The following is a 20,920-nucleotide window of genomic DNA, read 5'->3' on the forward strand; positions in this document are numbered from 1 at the left end:
AACCTGAGTTTCGCCGCATCAGTCGGCGCCACTTTCACGAGACACTCCGGTCAGCCAGGCGACGTGCGAGTGGCTTGCGCACACGCGACTCAGCGAGCGACGCCGCGCAACTTGAAATCGATTCTCCGCCCAATCTTCTTCGCTTTTTGGCGTTTCGTTAAGCCGCTCGCACGCGCCCGTAATCGTCCGCATCCTGGTTGCTGTACCGCCGTCCAGATTGCCCGTGCATCCGCCGCGTCGGTCTTGTTCGTCCGGACAAACGGTCGGATGAACTTCGCATGCAACACCACCACATCGTGCCCGAGCGCCTTGATCTTGCGGGCCCACCGGTGCACACTGCCACGTGCCTCAATCGCCAGACGGTCCGAAAGGCGGCCCGCCAGAATGTAACGATTTGCGCTCAGCGCGGCAGAGGATGCGGCGAGTGAGCGGACGCACGCGTACCAAGCGCTGCGGCCGCCTCATCTTCCGGCTCCGCGGACAGATCCCGCCTGAAAGTCTCGGCGAGGAAAAACGCGCACACGAGGCTCAGCAATGCAGTCGCGGCGATATAGATCGAGATGGGCAGCGTCTGGCCATATGTGGCGAACAGATAGGTGGCGATCAACGGCGTCGGTCCCGACGTGATGATGCCGGCGATCTGATACGGCAGCGAAGCACCCGTATAGCGCACCCGCGTACCGAACAGTTCCGCAAACCACGTCGATTGCACGCCGTACACCGACGCCTGGCTCAACGCGATACCGCAGACGTACGCCACGAAAATCAAGGTCGGATTGCGGGTCTCGAGCAACGGAAAGAACGCGAATCCATAGATCGCCACGAACACCGCGCCGAGCATGAATACGGTCCGGCGTCCAATCGCGTCCGACAGTTTGCCGAACAGCGGTAGCGTGATCAGCGCAAACGCGCAGCCCACAATGATGGCGTTCAGCAGCAGTCCACGCGACAAGCCGAGCCGTGTCGTTCCGTAGACCAGCACGAAAACGTTGATCACGTTGAAAGTGATGTCGACCGCGAAGCGCGTGCCGATCGTCAGCACGAGGTCTTTCGGATGCCGGCGCAGCAATTCGATCAGTGGCGCCTTCACGACCTGCTTGCTCGCCTTGATCTGTTCGAATACCGGCGACTCCATGACGCGCAGGCGGATGAACAGGCCGATCGCGATCAGCGCGACGCTCAGCAGGAACGGCAGGCGCCATCCCCATGAATAGAAGGCGTCCGACGGCAGACTCGAGACGGCTTTGAATACCGCGGTCGAGAGCATCAGTCCGAGCGGCACGCCCAGTTGCGGAAACGCGCCGAAGAAGCCGCGTTTCCTGGCCGGCGCCGTTTCGACCACCATCAGCACCGCGCCGCCCCATTCGCCGCCGACACCGAGCCCTTGCAGGAAGCGCATCGCCACCAGCAGGATCGGCGCCCAGACGCCGATCGAAGCGTAAGTCGGCAGCAGGCCGATGACGAAGGTGCCGACGCCCATTATTGTCAGCGTCGCGACAAGCGTCGCCTTACGTCCGATGCGATCGCCGAAATGCCCGAAAAACACGGCGCCGAACGGCCGTGCGAGATAGCCGACCGCAAAACTGCCAAACGCCGCAATGGTGCCGACCACCGGATCGAACGAGGGGAAGAACAGCTTGGCGAAGACCAGCGCCGATGCGGTGGCATAGAGAAAAAAGTCGTACCACTCGATGGCAGTCCCGACCACCGAAGCGACCAGCACACGGTTGACGGCCGACTGGCTAATAGCCGGCGCATTGCCGGATGAAACGGGCGATGTGTTCATGTCTCCTCCCTTCTCTGGGAATCTATGTTTTGAACTGCTGCGTGTCCGCGGCGCAGATTCGCCGGCACGTTACGATAAATTAGCGGCACTCACCAGTGCAGTTCCATCGGGAACTGGTCGAGCGTTTCGACGCCGCCCGAGGTCAACCGCACGATACGTTCCGTGCGCAAACCGCCGACGTTCGGCACCGTGATCGTCGCCTTCAGGGTGAAGACCATGTTTTCCTGCAGCACGGTCTTGTTGCCCGGCCCGATCCATGGCGCTTCTTCTTCCGGGTCCATACCGGTACCGTGACCGGTGCCATGGCCGCGCGCTTCGCTCGAGTATTGCTCGTAGTTCGATTTCACCAGCGCCTGCTGGATCACCGCGTTCAGTTCCATGGCCGCCATGCCGGGGCGCGCGGCGGCAAGCCCCGCTTCAACCGCGCGCGCCGCTGCCGCGACGATCGCCATCTTCTCGGGACTCGCCGGACCGTAGGTAAAACCGCGTCCGCCATCGGCCACGTACCCACGATAACGCGCGCCGATGTCGGTCATGATCAGGTCGCCCGGTTGCAGGATACGGTCGGTGGGGCGCGCCAGGTTATACGCCGAGCGCGGACCGGATTGCACCATCGAATCGAACGCGGTCCGGTCTGCTCCTCCCGCGAGCATCGCGCGGTCAGCGATCAGAGCGAGCTCACGCTCGGTGTATGGACGGCCGTCGGCGAGCGCGTCGCGAATCGCGGCCATCGCCGAATCGGTCAAGGCTGCCGCTTTGCGCATCAGCGCCACTTCGGCGTCGCTCTTGACCGCCTTGATTTCGGCCAGCACCATCGTCGGTTCGAGCTTCAGTTCGCCGAGACCGGCGTTCAGGCGCTGCAACAGGTTCGCGGGAATATAGGCAGCGCCGGCAAGGCCGACCGTGCCGCTGCGATGCCGCGCAGAGAAGGCCTCCACCTGTTGCGTGACTTCACGCAGGCTGCGCACCTCGAAGGCGGTAACGCTCGTCGCATAGTCGAAGCATTGATCCGACACGAACAGCACGGGGTCGCCGTCCACGGGCAGCAGCAGGATCGCGTTCGCGATGTCCGACACGCCGTCGAGTGGACGGAACTCGGTAAAGTAGCCGATGTTCGCGCCACGCCAGCAATCGCCGAAGGCGAGCAAGCCGACCAGCCCCGCCTTGTCGAGTGCGCTGCGGACCTTCGCGACGCGGCCAAGGAACTCGTCGGTTGTGATGCCTTCCAGCGGGATGTCTGCGGTACGGGTGTTCATTGCTTCTTCGTCTCCTGTGCGGCTGCACCCGCGGATATCGGCTGCAGCCGGTCTAGATGCCTGTGATGGGAATCCGCCCTACCTCGACGGCAGAACGCCTTCTGCATAGTAGAACTGGGCGGTATTCTTTTATAATGAAAAATAACTCATAATGTATATCGATACGGAATACATGGAAACGGCGTCATGACTTCAGCGATCCATCCGGACGAAGGCGCGCGGGCAATGGCCACCGGCCGCTTCGACCCCACGCGCCTAAAGACGCGCCAACTGGCCCTGATCGTTCAACTCGACATCCATCGCTCGGTATTGCGCGCGGCGGACGCCGCGCACATGACCCAACCCGGGGCGACCAAGCTGCTGCGCGAACTGGAAGAGACGATGGGTGTGCAATTGTTCGAACGGCATCCGCGCGGGGTCGAGCCCACCTGGTACGGCGAGGTGCTGATCCGCCACGCGCGCAGCGTGCTGGCAGAGTTGCAGCACGCGTACGACGAAGTGTCCGCGCTCAAAGCCGGCCTGACCGGGCAGGCAATGATCGGCACCGAGGTCACGGCGGCCACCAACCTCGTGCCGCAAGCCGTGGCGCTGCTCAAGAAGCGCTTTCCGCAGATTCGCGTGAACATCGAAATGGAATTCAGCGAGGTGCTGGTGCAGCGTCTGCAGGAGGGCAAGCTGGATATGATCGTCGCGCGAATCCGCAATCCGGACGATCTGGCGGAACTCCACTATGCCCCGCTCGCAGAAGCACAGCACGCGCTGTTCGCACGCGTGGGCCATCCGCTCGTCAAGCGCAAGACTCTGAGCTGGAACGAACTGGCATCACAAACGTGGATCCTGCCGCCGAAAGGCAACGTGATGCGCAATCAGTTCACGCAACTTTTTCTTGAACGGCAGCTCGCGTTGCCGACGGATGTGGTCGAGAGTTCGTCGCTGCCTGTCATCACGAGTCTGCTGCAAATGAGCGATATGATCGCGCCGCTTGCGCGCGAACCGGTGCGGCCGTATTGCATTGCCGGCGCGCTCGAACCGCTACCGCTCGAACTCGATCTGAAGCTCGGACCGGCGGGCATCGTCACGCGGCGCGGCGACAGGCTCTCACCGGGTGCGCGGGCGATGCTGCAAGCCCTGCGCGAGGCCGCCGGATTCGATACCCAAGGCCCCGACGTCGACAGCGACTGACTTACCGTGACGGAACTCAGCGCAGGCCGTCCACCGCGACGCTTGCGCCGGGCTGTAGCAACCACTCATGCGCAGGCTCGTTGTGTACGTGCCAGGTGCGGCGCGGACCGGCCATCACATTCAGGTAGTAGAGGTCGTAGCCGTGCGCCGCGGCAACCGGGTGATAGCCGCGCGGAACCAGCACGACATGCTTGTCGTACGCCGCGAGCGTTTCGTCGAGACTGCGGTCGTCGGTATAGACGCGCTGAATCGCGAAGCCCTGCGGCGGCGAGACGCGGTGGTAATAGGTTTCCTCGAGATAGGTCTGCTGCTCGCCATCGTCGGTATCGTGGCGATGCGGCGGGTAGCTCGACCAGTTGCCCGCCGGCGTTACCGATTCCACCACCAGCAAACTCTCCGCCGGCTCGGTTTCCGGCAGGATGTGGCGCACGTGACGCAGATTGGCGCCGGCGCCGCGGGTTTCCTGCTTGACTTCGTCAGGTGCAATGAAACGCGGCGGCAGACCTCCCTTCGCCGGCGCAGAGCAGATGCCGAGTTCGACGTGGTCCGCGGCCACGATCGTATAGCGCGTATGCGGTGGCACGTACATGGACCACGGTGCGCCATCGAATGGCGAGAGCCGTGCGCCGATCGCGCGGCTCGCGAGCCCTTCACACCCCACCGTTGCGTGCCCCTTGACCAACACCACCACGACTTCGCGATCGCCCGTCTCACGAGTAACTGTCGCGCCAGGCTTCAGGTCGAAAACATCGAAGCCGACGTATTTCCAGCCGGCGCTCGCCGGCGTGACGTGGATGATCTGGCCATCTTCGGCATGCGTTGACGGTTTGACGAGCAGGTCGCTCATGTCTTCCTCCAATTATTCAGGTTTGCTAAGCGGCAAAACTCGGCGGTCGCGGCGGACACGTGAATGGCCTCAAGCGGCAAAAGCGCCCATCGCTTTGACGACTCCTTGTGTGCGAATCGCATCCAAATGGCGTGCGACTTGCGCGACGAAGCGCAGGTGCGCGCGCAGATCGCAACCGAAAATCGACTCGATTTCGAGCAGTGTTCGTACCGCATCAACTGTATCCGCGAGCAAGGTCGAGCGGACCGCTTCGGTCAGTGTGCCGGCGAGCGGATCCGCGACCGCGTAGGTGCGCCCTGTCTCGTCCACACCGCCGAGGTAGGCGATCCAGCCGGCCAGCGCAAAGGCGAGACGTTCGATCGGCGCGCCGCTTTTCAGGTTGGCGCGCACGCTTTCCAGCCAGCGCTGCGGTAGTTTCTGCGAGCCGTCGGTCGCGATCTGTTGCAAGCGGTGATCGAGTGCGGTGTTGCGAAAACGCGTGAACAGTTCAGCGCGATAGGCGGCCAAATCGGGTCGCGACAGCGTCGGCTCCACCTCGTCGCGCAACATGCTTTCGACGAAGTTTAGTACGGCCGGCGCGCCGATCGCCTGATCGACGGTGTCATAGCCGATCAACGACCCGAAGTAAGCGAGCGCCGAATGCGCACTGTTCAACATCCGCAATTTGGCCTGTTCATAGGGACGCGCGTCATCCACGAGCGTCGCGCCTGCGTGCTCCCACGCCGGCCGCGGCCCAGCGAAGCGGTCTTCGATCACCCATTGCGAAAATGGCTCGGTCACCACCGGCCATGCATCGTCGGCGCCGAGTTGCTTCGCTACGCGCGTACGATCGGCGTTGGTGGTGAGCGGCACGATCCGATCCACCATCGTGTTGGGGAATGCGCCCTTTTGCTCGATCCAGTCGGCCAGCGCTGGATCCGCTTCACGCGCGAACGCCAGCGTCAACGCGCGCATCGTGTCGCCGTTGGACGGCAGGTTGTCACACGACAGCACGGTAAACGGGCCCAAGCCGGCCGCGCGACGCAGCGCCAGCGCGCGCACGACGAAGCCGATCGCACTACGCGGCGCGACGGCCTCGCGCAGATCATGAGCGATGTCGGGATGCTCGAACTGCAATGCGCCGCTGGCCGGATTGCGGCAATAGCCCTTCTCGGTGATCGTCAAGCTGACGATATGGCAGCGCGGATCACTCATCGCACCGAGCACGGCGGCGGCCGACTGCGGCGCGACCAGCGAAGTAATGAGCGCACCGATCACCTGGAAAGACTCCGCGGATCCGTCGCGCACGTCCACCACATACAGATGATCCTGCGGAGCGAGCGCCTCCGACGTGTCCGCCCGTCGCAACGACACGCCGACGATGCCCCAACGATGATCGCCAGCGCGCAACGTGTGTTCGGTGTAGACGGCCTGGTGCGCACGATGAAATGCCCCGAGGCCCAGATGAACGATGCCCGGTGCAAGGCTCCCGCGATCGTAGGCGGGAACGACGACTTCGCCGGCGGCGCGCGCCGCGAGCGTTGCTAGCGCAGCATTACTCAGCCGCATGATCGGCCGGATGTTTGGCGAGACCTTCCCAGATGCCGTTCAGGTAGACCGCGCCTAGCGCGCGGTCGAATAGCCCGTAGCCGGCGCGGCCCGTTTCGCCCCAGATCATTCGTCCATGGTCCGGCCTTGCATAGCCTTCGAAGCCGGTTTCGAAATAGGCTTTGACGATTTCCGCCATGTCGAGCGAGCCATCGGCCGAGCGATGCGAGGTCTCATGAAAGTCGCCTGCCGCATTGATTTGCACGTTACGCAGGTGCGCGAAATGAATCCGGCCGCGCGCGCCGAACTCGCGCACCAGTGCCGGAATATCGTTTTGCAGGTCCGCGCCCAGCGATCCCGAACACAGCGTCAGGCCATTGGCGGGATCGTCGACGATAGCCAGCACGCGCTGAAGGTCCGCGCGATTCTTGACGATGCGCGGTAGTCCGAAAATCGGCCGCGGCGGATCGTCGGGGTGGATCGCCATCTTGATGCCGGCTTCCTTGGCTACCGGAATGATCGCGCGCAGGAAGTAGTCGAGATTGGCCCACAGCCCGGCTTCGTCAAGCGCTTCATAGTCGCGCAACAGGGCTTTCAATTGCTCGGGCCGATAGCTCGCGTCCCAGCCGGGTAACTGGATACCCTGACTGACGTCGAGCTCGCGGATCGCTTGAGTGTCGAACGCGAGCGTCGTCGATCCATCAGGCAGGGGCATGTCCAGCGAGGTGCGGGTCCAGTCGAACACCGGCATGAAGTTGTAGCACACCACCTTTACGCCGCACGCGCCCAGGTTGCGCAGCGTCTGGCCGTAGTTGGCGATGAGCCTGTCGCGCGTCGGTTTGCCTAGCTTGATGTCCTCATGCACCGGCACGCTTTCGATCACTTCCAGTGTCAGCCCGTGAGCCTCTATCTTCTCTTTCAGCGACACGATCCTGTCGATCGGCCACACGTCGCCCACAGGCACGTCGTAGACCGCCGAGACAACCCCGACCATGCCGGGGATCTGACGGATATAAGCAAGCGGCACGGCGTCCGTGTCGCCATACCAGCGAAAGGTCATTTTCACGTTCGGGTCTCCTTGCAGCCGCTCGCCTCGCCTTCGACGCCGCTGCGCACAATGAATGGTTGAGCCGACACAGACGCATCGGCCCTGCGCGGCAGTCTGTGGACGCCGTCCGCCCCTGGCGTCCGCCACGCGGCGCGACCAGGAGTCTGGATACTAGCGGCGAATGACATATCTTTAAAATGAAGAATAACCATTCTTCTATACGATTGTGGAATACGTCGCTGTGCCATCCTCTCGTCCTCATGAGTTAGCCTAAGCCTCTGCTTACGACCGGAATCGCTGCTGACGGGGCTCCGGCGCGAACCCAGGACATACCCCGAAAGCCCGTAATAAAATTAAATTTTCTTTGACGTTTCTGGAAAAATAATATTTCATACAGTCACCAACAACCACGCGGAGCCTACTGTGTCACATCGATTTGCCGCCCGATACCTGATCGAAACCTCGCTGGATCCGCAGGATGCCGCCGCAGAGATGGCCGGCGAGTCGTCCACCGCCACGTTTGTTGCCATTCCCGGTGAACGCGCTTCGATTGCCGAACGGCACGGCGCACGCATCGATGAAATCGTGGAGGTGGAAACGCCTCTGGCCGGCTCGATTGCTCACCCGTCCGCCTCGGCGGTGCGCCGCTGCGAGGTGAAGCTGTCGTGGCCGCTCGAGAACACCGGCACGTCGCTGCCGAACATGCTGGCCACGTTTGCGGGCAATATCTTCGACGTCCAGTCGGTCAGCGCGCTGCGGCTGGTCGATGTCGAGTTGCCCTCGGTGCTCGCCGATGCTTACGCGGGCCCCCAATTCGGCGTGGAAGGTACGAGGCGGGTAACTCAGATCGAAGGCATGCCCATCATTGGCACGATCGTGAAACCGAGCGTCGGCTTGACGCCCGACGAGACCGCGTCGCTAGTGGAGCGGCTCGCCGAGGGCGGTATCGACTTCATCAAGGACGACGAACTGATGGCGGATCCGCCCCACTGTCCGTTCGATCAGCGCGTCGACGCCGTTCTCGACAAGCTGCGCCGCTACACCGAATGTACGGGCCGCAAAGTCATGTACGCCTTCAACATCACGGGCGAAGTCGATGAAATGCTGCGGCGTCACGACAAGGTTCTGGCGTCCGGCGGCAACTGCGTGATGGTCAGCCTCAACTGGATCGGCCTGCCGGCGCTGGCCCGTTTGCGGCGGCATTCGCAGCTTCCGATTCATGGGCACCGCAATGGCTTCGGCACGATGAGCCGGGCTCCGGGCTTTGGCGTCGACTTTCGCGCATGGCACAAGCTGTTCCGGATCGCCGGCGCCGATCACATCCACGTGAACGGGCTGGACAACAAGTTCTATGAGTCGAACGAATCGGTGGTGCGCTCGGCGCAGGCCTGCGTTGCGCCGGTGTTCGGCGACGGCGGCCCGGTCTGGCCCGTCATGCCGGTTTTCTCGTCGAAGCAAACGGTCTGGCAGGCGCTCGACACCTACCGCGCGATGAAGTCGACAGATCTGATCTATGCGTGCGGCGGCGGCATTCTCGGCCATCCCGACGGGATCGCATCGGGCGTGGAAAGTATCAAGGAGGCGTGGGCGGCGGCACTCGAGGGCGTATCCCTCGACGATTATGCGATCGGGCGCCCTGCCCTCGCCCGGGCGCTCGGCGCTTTTGCAGCCTGAACGGCCATGCACGAGACCTCCATCCCGCAACGGCCACACGGCGCGCCGATCGCCTTCTACGGCGACGATTTCACCGGAGCAGCGGGCAATCTGCTCGAGTTTCATCGCAGGGGTTTGCGCGGCATCCTGTTCGTTGAAACACCGAGTCTGGAACGCTTTAAAGAGGCCACCGCCCACCTGGATGTGGCGGGCGTGGCAGGTATCGCGCGATCGTTGCCGCCGCATGCAATGGCCGCCGAAATCGAGCCTGCCTTTCAATTATTCAAGGGCGCCGGCGCCAGAGTGATTCAGTACAAGATTTGCGCGACCTTCGATTCGTCGCCTGAGCAGGGCAGCTTCGGCGCGGTGCTGGAACTGGCGCGACAATGCTTCGGTATGCAGAACGTGCCGATCGTCGCCGCACATCCGGACTTCGGCCGATATACCGCGTTCGGTCACCACTTTGCAACCTTTCGCGGCGAAGTCTTTCGCCTTGACCGCCATCCGAGCATGGCCGCTCATCCCGCCACCCCAATGCACGAGGCCGACCTGCGAGTCCATCTTGCGCGACAGACGGCGTTGCCTATCGGCGGCTGTGATTTCCCCACGCTGCGTCGCGCATCGGTGGACCGGATAGTGGCGTTGATCGACCAGCACGAGGCAGATCCGGCCAAGGCGACCGCGGCCACCCTGTTCGACGCAATCGAGCCAGACGACTTGCGCAAAATAGCGCACGCCGTCTGGCACGCCTCAGCGCGACGCCCCGTCTTCACCCTGGCATCGCACGGCCTGGCGGCCGGACTCGCCGCACACCTCGGCGATCGGCACGTCGAAGCCGGTAATGGCGAATCACAAGGCCCCGTCAGTAGCATCGTGGTGCTGTCGGGGAGTTGCACGCCGCACACCGCTGCGCAAATTGCCCATGCAAAGTCACAGGGGTGGCTGGTGCTGCGTCTCTCGCTCGCAGAGCTCGCTATGCATGGCGAAAACGAACTCGCCGATTCGCTCGCGCGCCAGGTTTGCAACGCATTGGAACGCGAGCAAAGCGTGGTGATCTACACGGCCTCGGGTCTGGACGACGCGAGTATCGCCACTGGAACTCAGGTGTGCGAGCAGATGGGTGCCGAGTCCTCGGCGATCATCGGCGGACTGTATGGCGCAGTGCTACGGCGCGTGTCGGCCGCGCGGCACCTGCCGCGTTTCGTCGTGGCGGGCGGCGACACGTCCAGTCAGACGATGCGCCGACTCGGCATCGACGCGCTCAGCGTTGATGCAATCAACCCGGCATCCCAGGACGCCTTCATGCGCATTCACGCCGCGGACCCGATGTTGAACGGCGCACAGGTGCTGCTGAAGGCCGGTCAGAACGGCGACGACAATCATTTTGTGCTGGCCCGCGAGGGCCGGCATTGGCGCTGACCATAGAGCCGGCCAGGCTCTACCCGTCATCAACCGGGTGCGTGCACCCGCCAAAACAGGAGACAGAGTAATGAAGCTCACCCAGGACCAGGTCAATCAATACAACGAAGCCGGTTTTCTGGTATTGCCAGACGTTTTTTCAGCGGATGAAGTTGACGTGCTGCGCCGCGAAGCCGCCGATATCACTCAGGTGCAGCGCCCGGAAATCTGGCGCGAGAAGAACGGCGCGCCGCGCACGGCTTTCGGTTGTCATCAGTACAGCGACATTTTCCGCACGCTTTCCAGCGATGCGCGCCTCGTCCAGCCCGTTGAGCAGCTGATTGGGGAATCGTTATACATCCATCAGTTCAAGGTCAATCCGAAAGTCGCGTTCGACGGCGACACGTTCCCGTGGCATCAGGACTTCGTCACCTGGCACGAGGACGACGGCATGCCCGACGCGCGTGCGATGAACATCGCGATCTTTCTCGACGATGTATACCCGACCAACGGCGCCCTGATGTTTGTACCCGGCAGCCATAAGCGCGGCATGATCCCGACCACACCGAAGGAAAACAACCGCCGTTGGATGGACCTGAAGGACGTGGAAAACATGATTCACTCCGGTAGGGATATAGCTGTTGCGACCGGCGGTGCGGGCAGCGTCCTGATGTTTCACGGCAACGCCGTGCACGGCTCCGCGGGCAACATGACGCCGCTGCCACGCCGCATCGTTTATGTCACGTACAGCGCGGTGTCGAATGCGATTCGCAAGCCGACCCGGCCGGAATTTATTGCGCACCAGACGTTCGAGCCGGTAAGCGCCACACCGCCCGAAGCGTTCGCGCAATACGTCAGCAGCCTTCACGGCTAAACGCCGGCACGCGCCGGCCAGATAAAAACCGACAGGCGCTGTGAACGCGCCCAGGAGACAACGATGGACCAGCACACAAGAAATCCGCTCGGCTCAAAGCGCCGCATGGTGCTCAAGGCCAGCGTGGCGGCAGGGATCACGGCGGGCTTCGCCGCCATTTTGCCGCGCGGCGTTCGCGCGGCCGAATTCAACTACAAGCTCGCCACGGCGCTCGACGCGGGGCATCCGCTGAACAAGCGTGCCGGTGAAGCGCTTGAACGGATCAGGGCAGCCACCAACGGACGCCTCGACATCAGGCTTTTCCCGGCCAACCAATTGGGCTCCGATGCCGACACGCTTTCGCAGACACGCAGTGGCGCGGTCGAATTCATGACGCTCGGCCACGGCAATCTCGGCAACTATGTGAAGTCGTCGGGAATCGCGAGTACAGGCTTCGCCTTTACCAGCTACGAGCAGGTCTGGAAGGCAATGGATGGCGCGCTCGGCGCGAAGATCCGCGAAGACGTCACCCGCACTGGCGAGATAGTCGCGATCGGCGGCCTGTGGGACAACGGCTTCCGCCAGGTCACTTCATCGCTGCGTGCGGTGCGTTCGCCCGCTGATCTCGCGGGTCTGAAGCTTCGTGTGCCTCCCAATCCCGCCTATACATCCCTTTTCACGGCGCTCGGCGCGGGTCCCACGCCGCTCAACTACAACGAGCTTTATAGCGCCTTGCAGACGCATGTGGTGGACGGCCAGGAAAATCCGCTTGCACTGATCAACTCCGGAAAGTTCTATGAAGTGCAGAAATATTGCAGCCTGACCAACCACATCTGGGACGGCTTCTGGACCCTTGCCAACAAAGACGCATGGAACCGCCTGCCGCCCGACTTGCAAAAGATCGTCGAGACTGAATTCGCACGCTCTGTCCAGGATCAGCGAGCCGACATTGTCGCGCTGAGCAAAAGCCTGCAAGCGGATCTTTCAAAAAAGGGCATGCAGTTCTCGACGGTCGATCCGGCCGCATTTCGCACCGCTCTTGGGAAGACACGCTTCTACGCGGATATGCGTGAGAAGTACGGCAATGACTACTGGGCGTTGCTGGAGCAAGCCGTGGGCAAGCTCGGCTGACGCGAGCCGCCCATCCGCAAATCCAGGGTCCGAAGTCGAAGCCGAGGAGAAAGAAGATGAAGTCCCACATGACTCAAACCGCGCCATTCCCTGCGACGGCGGACAACCTCGCGGCCAGGCTCGAGGGCGCGCTGGTCTGGACGGTTGAAGCGGCGGCCGCATTGCTCGTGCTGGCTGAAGTCGTGCTGCTGTTCGGCGGCGTTGTGTCGCGCTACGCGCTGCACCGTCCGCTCGACTGGTCAGACGAACTGGCATCGCTGCTTTTTTTATGGCTCGCCATGCTCGGATCGGTGATTGCGTTCTGGCGCGGCAACCACATGCGAATGACAGCGATGGTTGACCGGGTAAGCGCCACGACGCGTGCTTTTTTCGATGTTCTCGCGGTAGCCGCGTCACTTGCTTTCCTCTTGCTGATTCTCGCGCCTGCGTTCGGCTATGCGTATCACGAGGCCGACGTCTCCACGCCGGTGCTCGAACTCTCGTCGATGTGGCGGGCCGCGGCAATGCCGGTAGGGGCGGCGCTGATGACGTTGTCGGCGCTGTTGAAACTCACTCGCGTGGCCAACTGGCGGGCCACGCTGGCCGCCGTGGCGATGGTGGTGGCGATCGCCGCGGTCCTGGCCGCGGCGCATCCGCTGCTCGAGCGGCTCGGCAACTACAACCTCGTGATCTTCTTCGTCGGGATCGTGACACTGACGGTGCTAGCCGGCGTGCCGATCGCCTTCGCGTTCGGTCTCGCGACCTTCAGCTATCTCGCGCTAACCACCACGGTGCCGCTCACCGTGGTCATCAGTCGAATGGACGAGGGTATGTCGCACGTCATGTTGCTGGCCGTACCGCTCTTCGTGTTCGTCGGGCAGTTAATGGAAATGACCGGCATTGCACGTGCAATGGTCGCGTTCCTCGCCAACCTGCTTGGGCATGTGCGCGGCGGCCTGTCGTACGTGCTGATCGGCGCCATGTATCTGCTCTCCGGCATTTCGGGTTCCAAGGCCGCGGACATGGCCGCGGTCGCCCCGGTGCTGTTTCCCGAAATGCAGAAGCGCGGCTCGGACCCGGGCGACCTGACCGCGTTGCTCGCGGCCACCGGCGCGCAGACGGAAACTGTGCCACCAGGTATCGTGCTCATCACGATCGGCTCGGTGACAGGCGTCTCGATTACCGCACTGTTTCTGGGTGGGCTGTTGCCGTCCATCACCTTGGGGCTCGCGCTGTGCGTCGTGGTATGGTTGCGCAGCCGTAGCGAGGGGAAGGCGCAAACCTCACGCGCCGGATGGAAGGTGATCGGCCGCAGCTTGGTGGTTGCGCTACCCGCACTGCTCTTGCCGGTGGTCATCCGCACGGCCGTCGTGGAAGGCGTTGCGACGGCCACCGAGGTGTCGACCATCGGCGTGGTGTATGCCGTCGTGGTCGGGCTCCTCATCTATCGCCAGTTCGAATGGCGCCGTCTGAAAGCGATGCTCGTTGACACAGCCGCGCTCTCGGGCTCGATTCTGCTAATTATCGGCACGGCGACCGGTATGGCGTGGGCGCTGACGCAGTCCGGCTTCTCGCAGGACCTGGCCGACGTGATGTCGCATCTTCCCGGAGGAGCCCCGACTTTCATGGTCGTCTCGGTTGCGGCATTCATCGTCCTAGGCAGCGTGCTGGAAGGCATTCCGGCCATCGTCCTGTTCGGTCCATTGCTGTTTCCCGTTGCGCGAACGCTCGCCATCAACGAGGTACAGTATGCGATGGTCGTGGTACTGGCGATGGGTGTCGGTCTGTTCGCTCCACCTTTTGGAGTGGGATACTACATGGCTTGCGCAATCGGCCGTGTCGACCCGTCACTCGCGATGCGCCGGATCTGGGGCTATCTGGGGGCGTTGATTGTGGGGCTGGCCGTGGTCGCCGCGGTGCCTTGGGTGTCAACGGCTTTCCTTTGAATTCAGCGCGCTCTACCAGGACAAAACCAGACCATGAACTCTGCCAACGGAACCATCGCACTCATCCGCGGACGCCTGCCGGAACTGAATCCAGCGCTGCGTCGGATCGGCCTGCACATCGTGCGTGCACCTGCTCAGGCAAAGTCAATGACAATCCGCGAAATGGCGGAGAAGTGCGAAGTGTCGGAAGCGACAGTCACGCGCTTCGTCAAGGAGTTCAGCTTCGAAAGTTTCCAGCAGATGAAGATATCGCTGGCCGAAGAATTGTCACGCCGGCGCCAGGAACTGCCTGCCAAGGAGACGCGCGAAATTTATGACCACATCAAGCCCGACGATTCGCTGGATATCGTCGTGCGCAAGGTGCATGGCGCGCTGCGCGAAACGCTCGATCAGACCATGATGAAGTTGCAGCCGGAGCTCGTCGCGCGCGTCGTGGAAGCATTAAGTGCCTGCGAATACGTGGTATTTTTTGCGACCGGCACATCCGCGCTCGCCGCGGAAAATGGTGTGGTGCGATTCTTTCGGGTGGGAAAGAAATGCATCTTCTATAGAGATCAGAGTATCCAGCAGTTCGCGTCGGTGAATCTCGACGAAAAATGCGTGGTGTTCGGCATCAGCAATTCGGGCCGCACAAAGGCCACGGTTCGGGCTCTTCAGGTCGCGCGCGAGCGAGGCGCCCACACTGTTTGCATCACGTCCTTTCCGTCGTCGCCGATAACACGTTACGCCGACATCTCCCTCATCACCGCTGAACAGGCCGATGCAATCGATCGCCCCGACGCGCCCGAGTCCACGACCGCCAAGATCGGCCAGATCGCCGTGCTCGACGTGCTTTATTCCGCTTACGCAATCCGGCATCACCGCGACGCGGTACATGTACTCGCCGAAACCGACCGCTTCGTCGAGGAAGGCAAGGTGTGAAGGGAGCACCGGGCAAATGTGCCCGGGAGGCTCGAAGCGTCGGTGTCAGTCACATCGACAGCATCAGTCTAGCCATGCCCCGCGCGCGCTTCTTTCCGGGTTCTGCTCATTAGAAGCGATGCCGCATGCCAATTCGCACGACGCCCTGATGGTTTGAATCCGACGGTGTGATCGTGTAGATCGCGGCATGCGCTTCGCCACCTGTCGAGTCCGTTCCCGACGCATGCTGGTACATCCCCATCACGTAGACGTCGGTGCGCTTGCTGAGCGAGTAGTCCACGCCGAGCGACACCTGGTGATACGTCGCGCCGCCGAGCCGTCCGTGCTTCGTGCTGCTGATGCTGCTGCCCTTCATGTAATCGTACGCGGCGCCGATCAACAGCGAGGGCGTCAGGTGATATCTCCTCGCGAGATCACATTTTCAGTTCTACGCGCAAGTGCGCGAGCACTTGACGCGAAACGGACTCAATGACACGGAGTATTTCGCGCTTACGATCCTGAGCTTGAAAGGTGGCAGAAGCATCGACGAGATTAATAGCCTATTTTCATACACCGGCTACCACATCACACTACAAATGGCGCATGGTTTGGTCGAGCGTGGACTATTGCGCATCAGCGAGGAAGGAACGAGCGCGAAGTGGGAACTTACAGATCAGGGCCGGAACACGACACTTCACATTATTGCGGCCGCTAAGGCAATCGAGGACGGCATCATCGGCAAGATTGGATATCTGGAAACCGTCGCCCTGAAAAACCTCTTGAAGCAGCTTATCTCTGAGACGGATCCGGGACTGGCTCACCCTTGGGACAACTGATACGTGAGTCGTCTCTGACACCCATTTCCAATGGTGTCGGGCGCCAGTTGCCAGTGATTCAAGAGATTTGGTTCCGCTCGCCGAGCAGGACACGCGCTAGTGCTTCGGCATGCACACGAAGCTCGGGGACAGCCGTAGCTTCCCAATAGCGCGCTTTTAGCAACGGACCGACATATCTAAGCCCGCTGCAAGCTCGTCCGCCGGCACTGATACATTGATATCCTCCCAAGGCAACGCCGGATGGTGTCTCACTTGCGACCGCTTCTTCGACCGCGGTAAGACGAGTTGCAGATGGTCAACGTACCGTGCCGGGTTGCTGCCGGTGCGATGGCCCAGCACAGTCTCGGCATCCAGAATGGCCTTGATACGGCCGCGCACGCGGCGCGCGGTCTCCGCCTTTTTCGTCCAGATCGGTTGGAGAATGCGCATGATCATCGCTGTGTCGATGTTGCGCACCCGGACCTCGCCGATCACCGGATAAGCGTACGTCTTCAGCGTGTTGCCCCATTGCTGGACATGCTTGCGATTTCGCCACTCAGGCTCCCGCGCGCGGATGTATGCTTCGGCTGCCTCACGAAACGTCACGTTGGCATCCGCCGAGATATCGAGCAGCTGCCGGCGCTGCTGCTCACGCCGCGCCAGGATAGGATCGATCTGGTCCCTGACCATCTCACGGTAGCCGGTAGCCAGTTTCCGCGCCTCGCCAAGCGAGACGCGCGAAACCGGACCGAGGCCCATCTCCCGAACACGCCCGTTGAGCTTGAACCGGAATACCCATGAGCGCGCGCCGCTGCCCGCGATCTGCAGGTAAAGGCCACCGCCGTCGGCGTAGTGTCCCGGGGCCACCTCCTTCGCAATTCGCAGCGCGCTGAGCCGGTGCAGTTGTCGTCCCGCTATGACGCCCTCCTACCCACTTATCCATCTTCCTACCCATACTTCATGGGGAAATTGTGCGGGATCGCAGTGGAAGCAGCAAGCACGTCGTTACCCATAAACCGCAGTTAAATCAGCGACTTAAAGGACGTCTGTGGAGGTTACCGGAATGCCCGGGAAGGCTTGACTGGCGGAAGGCAGCCGGAGTCGAACCGACCTGAGAGCGTCTGACGCCCTCAACTGGGTTTGAAGCCCAGCCGCACCACCGGATACGAATGCCTTCCTACGGTGATTGAACAACACGCCGCCGATCAACGATCAACGATCAACGATCAAAGCAGATCGAGCCAACGACTATCCGCGCGCATCAGATGCAGCCCACGGTGGAAGCGAGTATACCCAACCCGGTCGAAGAACTCCAAAAGCTGGATCGCGCGTTTGCGCCCCAGTCCGGTGACATCGCGAAAAGGCGCAGCCGCTACCGTGCCCGCATTCTTCCGAGCCTCGGCTGCCGCGATGGACGCCAGTTCGCGAATCACCTCCTGGTGATAAAAGAGGTCGTTCACGACCTGGAAAAGCTCGCCCTGGCGCGCGAGTTTGCGCATCAATTGACGCGTGCGCTCCTCGGGCACGCCGTGCGCGTTGGCCAGATCGCGCACCCACGGCGGATCGAAACGCCCCGCCTTGACTTCAGGCAGCAGCGCCGCCGCGAGCGCCCGGTCGGCGTCGTCGAAGGTTACGGTGTGACCGGGCAAATGCAGCCACGGCCCGCGTTTGACAATCTCGCCGCGCGCTGCGGCATCGTCGACTAACGCGCGCCACAACGCATCGTCCACCAGAGGCGCCGCGATCCGCCGCAAGCGCGACACGTCGGGCCCCAGTTCGTCAGGCGAGCGCTCGTGGTACTGCGCGAGCGTCGCGGTCAGCCGGCTGGTCAGGGCCTGCCATAACGTATCGTCAACGAGCAACGCATCGTGACCGGGCAGATCGACAACGCGCGTGTCGGACGGCAACGCGAGCGCAGCCGCCGGCATGCCCGCCAATCTTTCCAGCAACGCGCGCGACAAACCGTGCGGCGCCCTCGCGAACATCGCGTCGAGCGCGCCGGTGTCGAGCATCGTCTGCATCGCGTCGAGCCACGCCAGCCGCTCAGGCGAGCGCCGTTTGCGCGACGGCGCGAACGGATCGAGGACATGGCCGCCGCCCACCGTGCGATCGGCCTGGGCATTTCGTACGACGAAGCGATCGCCGGGCACCGCGCACACCGGCCGCTCGAACACTAGCTGCACGCGCGCACGCCGACCGGCGCCGAGCGTTTCGCCTTCGAGCAACGCCACATGCGCAACCTGATGCTGAGTGCCCAGGTGCACGTGCAGCGGTGTCCAATGCTCCAGCGTGAACGGCGCGTCGGCCAGGTCGGCTAGCAGCGTCAGCATCACGTCGATCCGCTCCGACGCTTGCGACAGACGCGGATCGACCACCCAGTCGCCGCGCTCGATCGCGCTCTTCTCGATGCCCGCGAGGTTCAACGCGCAGCGCTCGCCTGCGCGTCCGATCGCGGCGGGGCGATTCTGCGCATGAATGCTGCGCACACGCACCGGCTGATTCTTCGGCGCGAGCAGCATCGTCTCGCCGACGTTCACGCTGCCGGAGACCACCGTCCCCGTAACGATCGTGCCCTGCCCGGCGAGCGTGAAGACGCGATCGATCGCAAGGCGGAACAGGCCGTCAGCACGCTTTCTATGCCAGGCCGCGGCCGCCTCGTGCAGATGCGCTTTCAGCGCGGCCACGCCGCGATCGTCGCCGCGCGTCGCACAGGTCTCGAACACCGGCGCGTCGTGCAGCACGCCGCCGCTCAGAAACGCGCTCACCTCATCGCGCACTTCACGCAACCGCTGCGCGTCCACGCGATCCACCTTGGTCAACGCGATCGCGCCGCGCTGAATGCCCAGCAGTTCCACGATCGCCAGATGCTCGCGCGTTTGCGGCATCACGCCGTCGTCGGCGGCGATCACGAGGAGCGCGAAATCGATTCCGCTCGCGCCCGCCGTCATCGTGTGCACGAGCTTTTCGTGGCCCGGCACGTCGATCAGCCCGAGCACGTCACCATTCTCGAGCGGCACGTACGCGTAACCGAGTTCGATCGAAATGCCGCGCGCTTTCTCTTCCTTGAGGCGATCCGTATCGACGCCCGACAATGCCTTCACCAGACTCGTCTTACCGTGGTCGATATGTCCCGCCGTACCGACGATCATGCGTGCGTGTCCTTAGGTCGTTCGAGCAGTTGCCCGATCAGTTGCGCTTCATCGGCGGCTTCGAGGCAGCGCAGATCGAGGCGCAAGGCGTCGTCTGCGATACGGCCGATCACCGGCCGCGCCATCTCGCGCAGCAGCTTTTCAAGCGCGAGCAGGTGACGGCCGGCGCGTTTGCCGTCGGCCATTCTGACGACGAGGCCGTAGCTCGGCAGCACGTCGACTGGCAACGCGCCGCTGCCGATCTGGCTGAACATCGGCTCGGCGAGCACCGCGTAACGCTCGCCGACCGCGCGTTGCAACGCAGGCTGCACGCGCTGCGCGGCGAGGCGGATGTCGTCGGCGGGACGCGTGAGCAGACGCAGCGTGGTCAGCCGTTCCACCAGCTTTTCCGGCGCCCGATAGAGCTGAAGCACGGGCTCCAGCGCCGCGAGCGTGAGCTTGCCGACACGCAGCGCGCGCTTGAGCGGATGTTTCTTGATCTTCGCGATCAGATCGCGCCGCCCGACGATCAACCCGGCTTGCGGACCGCCGAGCAGCTTGTCGCCGCTGAACGTGACGAGGTCGGCGCCGGCTTCGACAGTTTCGCGCACGGTCGGCTCGCGCGGCAGGCCCCATTGGCTCAGATCGACCAGTGTGCCGCTGCCGAGATCCACGGCGACCGCGAGGCCGCGCGCATGCGCAAGCGACGCGATTTCGTCGAGTCCGACCTCTTTGGTGAATCCGTGGATCGCGTAGTTGCTCGCGTGGACCTTCATCAGCAACGCGGTTTGCGGGCCGATGGCCTCGTCATAGTCCTTCAGATGCGTGCGATTGGTCGTGCCGACTTCGCGCAGCCTGGCGCCTGCGCGGCTCATGATGTCGGGAATGCGAAACGCGCCGCCGATCTCGACCAGCTCGCCGCGCGACACGACGACTTCCTTCTTCGACGCCAGCGCGGACAGCGCGAGCAGCACCGCGGCGGCGTTGTTGTTGACCACGGTTGCCGCCTCGGCGCCGGTCAGTTCGCAGATGAGTCCGTCGATCAGATCATCGCGGTCGCCGCGCTTGCCGGTGCCGAGATCGAACTCGAGGTTGGCGGGCTGCGTGAGCGCTTTCATCACGGCCTGCACCGCCTCGTCGGGCAAGAGCGCGCGGCCGAGGTTGGTGTGCAGCACGGTGCCGGTCAGATTGAATACGCTGCGCAAGCGCGATTCGTTGCGCCGGCGCAGTGCGGCTTCGACCGTCGCGTGCAGTTGCCGGATGTCGAGCGCGCCGAGCGACGCGCCGCCTGCTTGCGCGCTCGCGCGCCAGCCGTCGAGCGCCGCGCGCACGGCGTCCAGCACCTGCGTGCGCCCATATTCGCCGATGAGCGCCGCAAACTCCGCCGACGCCATGACTTTTTCCACCGACGGCACGCGCGCCATCAGCGCGCGCAATTCCGAGCCGCTCACATCGCTCACGAAGCAATCCC

The 20,920-nt window shown here is 63.0% G+C and carries 17 protein-coding genes, 1 tRNA gene and 1 pseudogene; 8 read left to right on the forward strand and 11 right to left on the reverse strand.

Annotation, left to right across the window (positions count from 1 at the left end):
- Positions 1-191: 191 nt before the first annotated feature.
- The 3 genes and pseudogenes from PQR02_RS32055 to PQR02_RS32065 form a co-directional block, all read right to left on the reverse strand.
- Positions 192-362: pseudogene (locus PQR02_RS32055) on the reverse strand (IS110 family transposase); the annotation flags it as partial.
- A 38-nt stretch (positions 363-400) separates the two neighbouring features.
- Positions 401-1,786 carry an MFS transporter gene (locus PQR02_RS32060; RefSeq protein WP_408241147.1) on the reverse strand — a complete coding sequence of 462 codons (1,386 nt, stop codon included), beginning with the start codon at positions 1,784-1,786 and terminating at the stop codon, positions 401-403.
- An 89-nt stretch (positions 1,787-1,875) separates the two neighbouring features.
- Positions 1,876-3,042 carry a M24 family metallopeptidase gene (locus PQR02_RS32065; RefSeq protein WP_408241150.1) on the reverse strand — a complete coding sequence of 389 codons (1,167 nt, stop codon included), beginning with the start codon at positions 3,040-3,042 and terminating at the stop codon, positions 1,876-1,878.
- Between the two features lie 186 nt (positions 3,043-3,228).
- On the opposite strand from PQR02_RS32065, the gene PQR02_RS32070 reads away from it, so the two are divergent.
- Positions 3,229-4,224, forward strand: a complete 996-nt coding sequence (locus tag PQR02_RS32070) for a LysR substrate-binding domain-containing protein (protein ID WP_408241153.1) — start codon at positions 3,229-3,231, stop codon at positions 4,222-4,224.
- A 16-nt stretch (positions 4,225-4,240) separates the two neighbouring features.
- Here PQR02_RS32070 and iolB read toward each other — a convergent pair whose 3' ends face one another.
- The 3 genes from iolB to uxuA all read right to left on the reverse strand — a co-directional run bounded on the left by iolB (position 4,241) and on the right by uxuA (position 7,664).
- Positions 4,241-5,071 (reverse strand): 5-deoxy-glucuronate isomerase, encoded by an 831-nt coding sequence (gene iolB / locus PQR02_RS32075; protein ID WP_408241156.1) that lies wholly within the window; start codon positions 5,069-5,071, stop codon positions 4,241-4,243.
- Between the two features lie 69 nt (positions 5,072-5,140).
- Positions 5,141-6,619, reverse strand: a complete 1,479-nt coding sequence (locus PQR02_RS32080; protein ID WP_408241159.1) for a mannitol dehydrogenase family protein — start codon at positions 6,617-6,619, stop codon at positions 5,141-5,143.
- Positions 6,606-7,664, reverse strand: a complete 1,059-nt coding sequence (uxuA, locus tag PQR02_RS32085) for a mannonate dehydratase (RefSeq protein ID WP_408241162.1) — start codon at positions 7,662-7,664, stop codon at positions 6,606-6,608. Before uxuA ends, PQR02_RS32080 begins: the two co-directional genes overlap by 14 nt.
- A 405-nt stretch (positions 7,665-8,069) precedes the next feature.
- On the opposite strand from uxuA, the gene PQR02_RS32090 reads away from it, so the two are divergent.
- From PQR02_RS32090 to PQR02_RS32115, 6 genes are all read left to right on the forward strand, one after another.
- Complete coding sequence (locus PQR02_RS32090) at positions 8,070-9,320, forward strand: ribulose-bisphosphate carboxylase large subunit family protein (protein ID WP_408241165.1); 1,251 nt, start codon at positions 8,070-8,072, stop codon at positions 9,318-9,320.
- Positions 9,321-9,326: 6 nt separating this feature from the next.
- Positions 9,327-10,718 (forward strand): four-carbon acid sugar kinase family protein, encoded by a 1,392-nt coding sequence (locus PQR02_RS32095; protein WP_408241168.1) that lies wholly within the window; start codon positions 9,327-9,329, stop codon positions 10,716-10,718.
- A gap of 70 nt (positions 10,719-10,788) precedes the next feature.
- Positions 10,789-11,571 carry a phytanoyl-CoA dioxygenase family protein gene (locus PQR02_RS32100; RefSeq protein WP_408241171.1) on the forward strand — a complete coding sequence of 261 codons (783 nt, stop codon included), beginning with the start codon at positions 10,789-10,791 and terminating at the stop codon, positions 11,569-11,571.
- A 63-nt stretch (positions 11,572-11,634) separates the two neighbouring features.
- Entirely contained in the window at positions 11,635-12,681 is a 1,047-nt protein-coding gene (locus tag PQR02_RS32105) for a TRAP transporter substrate-binding protein (protein ID WP_408241174.1), read from the forward strand.
- Between the two features lie 56 nt (positions 12,682-12,737).
- Positions 12,738-14,606 (forward strand): TRAP transporter large permease, encoded by a 1,869-nt coding sequence (locus PQR02_RS32110; protein WP_408241177.1) that lies wholly within the window; start codon positions 12,738-12,740, stop codon positions 14,604-14,606.
- A 33-nt stretch (positions 14,607-14,639) separates the two neighbouring features.
- Positions 14,640-15,527 (forward strand): MurR/RpiR family transcriptional regulator, encoded by an 888-nt coding sequence (locus tag PQR02_RS32115; RefSeq protein ID WP_408241180.1) that lies wholly within the window; start codon positions 14,640-14,642, stop codon positions 15,525-15,527.
- Between the two features lie 109 nt (positions 15,528-15,636).
- On the opposite strand, the gene PQR02_RS32120 is transcribed toward PQR02_RS32115, so the two are convergent.
- Positions 15,637-15,906 carry a porin gene (locus PQR02_RS32120; protein WP_408241183.1) on the reverse strand — a complete coding sequence of 90 codons (270 nt, stop codon included), beginning with the start codon at positions 15,904-15,906 and terminating at the stop codon, positions 15,637-15,639.
- A 124-nt stretch (positions 15,907-16,030) separates the two neighbouring features.
- Between PQR02_RS32120 and PQR02_RS32125 the strand changes: the two genes are divergently transcribed.
- Positions 16,031-16,342 (forward strand): hypothetical protein, encoded by a 312-nt coding sequence (locus PQR02_RS32125; RefSeq protein ID WP_408241186.1) that lies wholly within the window; start codon positions 16,031-16,033, stop codon positions 16,340-16,342.
- Positions 16,343-16,498: 156 nt separating this feature from the next.
- On the opposite strand, the gene PQR02_RS32130 is transcribed toward PQR02_RS32125, so the two are convergent.
- The 4 genes from PQR02_RS32130 to selA all read right to left on the reverse strand — a co-directional run bounded on the left by PQR02_RS32130 (position 16,499) and on the right by selA (position 20,909).
- Positions 16,499-17,239 carry a tyrosine-type recombinase/integrase gene (locus tag PQR02_RS32130; RefSeq protein ID WP_408241226.1) on the reverse strand — a complete coding sequence of 247 codons (741 nt, stop codon included), beginning with the start codon at positions 17,237-17,239 and terminating at the stop codon, positions 16,499-16,501.
- A 164-nt stretch (positions 17,240-17,403) separates the two neighbouring features.
- A tRNA-Sec gene (locus PQR02_RS32135) sits at positions 17,404-17,499 on the reverse strand.
- Between the two features lie 48 nt (positions 17,500-17,547).
- Positions 17,548-19,470 (reverse strand): selenocysteine-specific translation elongation factor, encoded by a 1,923-nt coding sequence (gene selB / locus PQR02_RS32140; protein ID WP_408241189.1) that lies wholly within the window; start codon positions 19,468-19,470, stop codon positions 17,548-17,550.
- Complete coding sequence (selA, locus tag PQR02_RS32145; RefSeq protein WP_408241192.1) at positions 19,467-20,909, reverse strand: L-seryl-tRNA(Sec) selenium transferase; 1,443 nt, start codon at positions 20,907-20,909, stop codon at positions 19,467-19,469. Before selA ends, selB begins: the two co-directional genes overlap by 4 nt.
- Positions 20,910-20,920: the final 11 nt, after the last annotated feature.

It is taken from the genome of Paraburkholderia sediminicola (assembly GCF_046026895.1).
Taxonomy (GTDB): domain Bacteria; phylum Pseudomonadota; class Gammaproteobacteria; order Burkholderiales; family Burkholderiaceae; genus Paraburkholderia; species Paraburkholderia sediminicola_C.

Excerpts from the sequence above, each read along its gene's own strand:
- PQR02_RS32105 (WP_408241174.1), top strand. The coding sequence starts at position 11,635 with ATGGACCAGCACACAAGAAATCCGCTCGGCTCAAAGCGCCGCATGGTG.
- iolB (WP_408241156.1), bottom strand. The coding sequence starts at position 5,071 with ATGAGCGACCTGCTCGTCAAACCGTCAACGCATGCCGAAGATGGCCAG.
- PQR02_RS32080 (WP_408241159.1), bottom strand. The coding sequence starts at position 6,619 with ATGCGGCTGAGTAATGCTGCGCTAGCAACGCTCGCGGCGCGCGCCGCC.
- PQR02_RS32115 (WP_408241180.1), top strand. The coding sequence starts at position 14,640 with ATGAACTCTGCCAACGGAACCATCGCACTCATCCGCGGACGCCTGCCG.
- selB (WP_408241189.1), bottom strand. The coding sequence starts at position 19,470 with ATGATCGTCGGTACGGCGGGACATATCGACCACGGTAAGACGAGTCTG.
- PQR02_RS32065 (WP_408241150.1), bottom strand. The coding sequence starts at position 3,042 with ATGAACACCCGTACCGCAGACATCCCGCTGGAAGGCATCACAACCGAC.
- PQR02_RS32100 (WP_408241171.1), top strand. The coding sequence starts at position 10,789 with ATGAAGCTCACCCAGGACCAGGTCAATCAATACAACGAAGCCGGTTTT.
- PQR02_RS32110 (WP_408241177.1), top strand. The coding sequence starts at position 12,738 with ATGAAGTCCCACATGACTCAAACCGCGCCATTCCCTGCGACGGCGGAC.
- PQR02_RS32095 (WP_408241168.1), top strand. The coding sequence starts at position 9,327 with ATGCACGAGACCTCCATCCCGCAACGGCCACACGGCGCGCCGATCGCC.
- PQR02_RS32070 (WP_408241153.1), top strand. The coding sequence starts at position 3,229 with ATGACTTCAGCGATCCATCCGGACGAAGGCGCGCGGGCAATGGCCACC.
- PQR02_RS32060 (WP_408241147.1), bottom strand. The coding sequence starts at position 1,786 with ATGAACACATCGCCCGTTTCATCCGGCAATGCGCCGGCTATTAGCCAG.